Below are 3,464 nucleotides of genomic sequence, written 5' to 3' on the forward strand. Positions count from 1 at the left end.
ATGAATTTGGACGGGCGGTTTGACTGATGAATCCCCATGTCTAGAACACGACCAAAAAGCGCCTGCGGCATCTACACTCTGAGCGATGTAGTTGAGATACATCTTGAGATAGCTCACGCGCGCCCGCTCTGGTACTGCCTGCCCTGTGGTTGTTTGACGCAATCGCTCAATATAGTGGCGCACTGTCCCCAATGTAATGGTAGATACCGTCTGCCCGCTCAGGTATTGGCGAATTTGCTTAAAAATCCAGGGATTGCGGATCGCCGCGCGACCAACCATGACTCCTGCGGCTCCTGTACAGGAGAGGATGGCAGCAGCTGAGGCTGCGGATGTGACGTTGCCATTTGCTAAGACCGGACAGTTCACCCGTTGTACGGCGTGGGCAATGAGATCATAATGGACGGCGCTATGGTACATTTCCTTGACGGTTCGACCATGCAAACTCAACAAGTCGATGTTGTGCAGATTAATGAGATCAAGAAGACGATCAAAGTTAGCTGTGTTGTCAAAACCGATTCGCATTTTGACGGTCAAGAGCCCATCGATCGATCGTCGCAACTCGCCCAAAATTTGGTCTACCTTTTCAGGATCACGCAACAGACCACCCCCCACATTTTTGCGATAAATTCTGGGGGCAGGGCATCCCAGGTTAAGGTCGATGCCTGCGATGGGGTAGCGGCTTAGCTCTTGGGCAATACGCACAAGGTCAGGAATGCTCTCGCCAATGATCTGAGCAAAGATCGGGCGACCCGTGACGTTCTCGGTAATCGATCGCAGGGTGGTGTGATTGAGTCCTGAACTGGTATGGACACGAAAATACTCAGTAAAAAAATAATCGGGACTGCCATAATCCGCGATCGCGCTCATGAAGAACCAATCTGTCACATCCTGCATGGGAGCAAGAGCTGTCAAAGCGAGTCCCGGACACAAAGGCGGAGGAAGGTGATCCAAGGAAGATGGCATGGGCGGAGTTGGTGGATGACTCAGAGATTTGAATCTCTGCATGATATGGCTCAAGTCATCCTATCGTAATCCATTCGTTTTACCCTCAGAGAAAAGAGAACCCTGTTCTCTTACCCGTTTGCCTGCAATGGTAATCTCAATCCCTTTGAGTTCGGTGAAATCCGACAAGCCCATCATGCCGGGTTCATGGCATAGCTCAAACATCACCTCCTTGGCATCGCCATGTAAGGCTTTCCACGCTGCCACTCGTCGTTGCAGGGTGCGTAGCACTTGCGGATACTTGCCTAGATAGCGTTCTTGCAGCCACTCAAACAAGGTCATCGGCTGAAGACTAGGAGTGGCTTTCAGCATCGGTTCCAACTCGGTCTCCCACACCCCAGCCAACGGATCAGGAGTGCTTCGCCACTAGCTTCGCTACACGGGTACGTGTTCGCGCACTCGCCCTCGATTCGGTCGGTGGTCGCCCGTTTTGATGCGTTGTCCAGTACGTTCTGAAAATCCAGCCAGACTTGCAGCTTCGACTTGCGTCAAACCCATTGTTCGTGCGTTTATGTACACTCGAATTTGATAAGTTTCAATTTTTTTCGGCACGCTTGTCCACTCCCGTTCACAATCAGAATGGTTTCAGCGTGTCTTTTTCTTTCTAGCTCGACAATGCGTGTGACCTCAAGTTGGAGTGCCTTCTACCTGTCTTTGTCACTGCATTGCCTGACTGTCACGACTTGGCAAGTTACCCGGAAAGAAAAAAGAGTTTTTGAAAAAGTGAGGAGCGTTGCTGGGTCAGGATTGATGCTGCCATTTGTTGACGTGCCACCCATGATAGCCGTGCAATTCGGGAAATACCGCGACCTGTTTTGTCGAGCGGAGGGATTTGAGTGGGTGAGTCGGTATGTGACGGGATTGTTGTTGAGCGAGAACAAGACGTTACAAGGGATCTATGGACAATGGGTACAGAGCGAAGCGGGTGGAAGTCGTCGAGCCATGCAGTCAGCGGTATTTGAGGCAGGCTGGAATAGTGAGGGGTTGATGGCGCGGCATCGAACGATTGTGGCAGCAGAGCATCGGGGACAGGGACGGGAAGTGGTTAGCCTGGATTGGACGTTAACGCATCATGAACGGGGAGAGCGGATTTTCGGAGTCAAGCGTAGTTATGATTATGTTGAGCAGCGGATGAGTTGCTTCCAGACTGTCGTAACAGCAACGATAGCCAATCGTCGTCTGATTGATGGCATTGAAGTAGTGGTGCAAGTGCCGGATTTTTCAGAGGCAGAGCGGAGGTATCTGAAGATGACTGCGAGACCGAACTATGAAACGATGGAGCAGTTGCAAGAACGATTGGTGGAGTTGTTGCATGATCACAAGCATCAATTGCAGTATCGCAAACGTACCGAGATAGCGGTTGATATTGTGCGAGAGATTGAGACGGAAGGACGTTTTCCCAATGCGGATTATGCCTTCGACAATGGAGTGCTAACACGAGCACTAACAGAACTGATTGAAGCATCTGGGAAGCATTGGACCAGCGAGATTGAATGCTCACGCCACATCTTGTGGAATGACCAGTGGCAGCGCGTGGATGCTGTGGAGCGGGTGCTCAGAACTGAGCACCCTGAGAGTTTCCGCAAAACGCAAGTGCGAGGTCGCAACGGAGAAACGAAGGTCATTTGGGCATTGACCAAAACTGTGCGCCTGAAAAAGTATGGACGCAAGCGACTCGTGATGATTCATGAACAGGAGGATTTACAGGATGCGCCTCGATTCTTGTTAACCGATGCCCTGCACTGGGAAAGTGGACGAGTGATGGAAACTTGGACGTATCGCTGGCTTGTGAAGTTTTTCATGAGGCTTGTAAGCAGCACACCGGGTTGGAATCGGCTCAGGTGCGGAACCAGGAAGCGGTCAACCGCAGGGTTGTTTCATTGTCAGTGTAGAAAAGCTAAACTAGGCGGTGTTGTCGCTCAGCTTAAATCCCATGAGCTTGATTGCCCATCTGCAACAAATTCCAGACTTTCGTGCAGCTCGTGGTCAGCGTCACCCCCTGTGGCTGGTGTTGGTGCTGATCATCCTTGGTGCAATGATGGGGTACTGGGGCTATCGTCCGTTAGCAGAATTTGTCGAAGTCTATGGCAAAGAGATCTGCTGCAAACTTGGGTTCGCCTCAAACATGCCGCTCCCTTCGTACTCGACATTTCGTCGAGTCATGCAAGGGTTGGACTATGACGTTTTAGCGAAGGTGTTTACCGAATGGGCACAGTTACAGCATGAGGTAGAGACGGGTGAGTGGTTTGCTTGTGACGGCAAAAGCATCAAAGGCAGTGTTAGCAACTACGACCAATCGCAACAGAACTTTGTGGGCTTAGTGTCGTTGTTCTCCCATCAACGGGGTGTGGTGCAAGCAGTGATGCCAATGGAACAAAAACTCGTCAGTGAGCAAGAAATTGTGCGCGTATTCTCAGGACTTACGCAGTGACGCTAGGAGTAGGGTCTGGTCAAGTTGAGTC

General features: G+C 51.0%; 2 protein-coding genes and 2 pseudogenes. 2 read left to right on the plus strand and 2 right to left on the minus strand.

Going from position 1 to position 3,464, the window contains the following annotated elements; genetic code table 11:
* Both AC5I6P_RS02965 and AC5I6P_RS02970 read right to left on the minus strand, forming a co-directional pair.
* Positions 1–1,005: tRNA-dihydrouridine synthase family protein (locus AC5I6P_RS02965; RefSeq protein WP_495692273.1), on the minus strand; the 1,005-nt coding region annotated here is incomplete at its 3' end.
* Positions 1,006–1,080: 75 nt separating this feature from the next.
* Positions 1,081–1,500: pseudogene (locus tag AC5I6P_RS02970) on the minus strand (IS21 family transposase); the annotation flags it as partial.
* A 1,435-nt stretch (positions 1,501–2,935) separates the two neighbouring features.
* On the opposite strand from AC5I6P_RS02970, the pseudogene AC5I6P_RS02975 reads away from it, so the two are divergent.
* Positions 2,936–3,154, plus strand: a pseudogene (locus AC5I6P_RS02975) (transposase family protein); the annotation flags it as partial.
* 9 nt (positions 3,155–3,163) lie between these two features.
* Positions 3,164–3,433, plus strand: a complete 270-nt coding sequence (locus tag AC5I6P_RS02980; RefSeq protein ID WP_495692274.1) for a hypothetical protein — start codon at positions 3,164–3,166, stop codon at positions 3,431–3,433.
* Positions 3,434–3,464 lie beyond the last annotated feature (31 nt).

This window comes from Myxacorys sp. (assembly GCF_059501405.1).

Bases quoted from the DNA above. Each gene is read 5' to 3' on its own strand.
- AC5I6P_RS02980 (WP_495692274.1), top strand. From the start codon at position 3,164: ATGCAAGGGTTGGACTATGACGTTTTAGCGAAGGTGTTTACCGAATGG.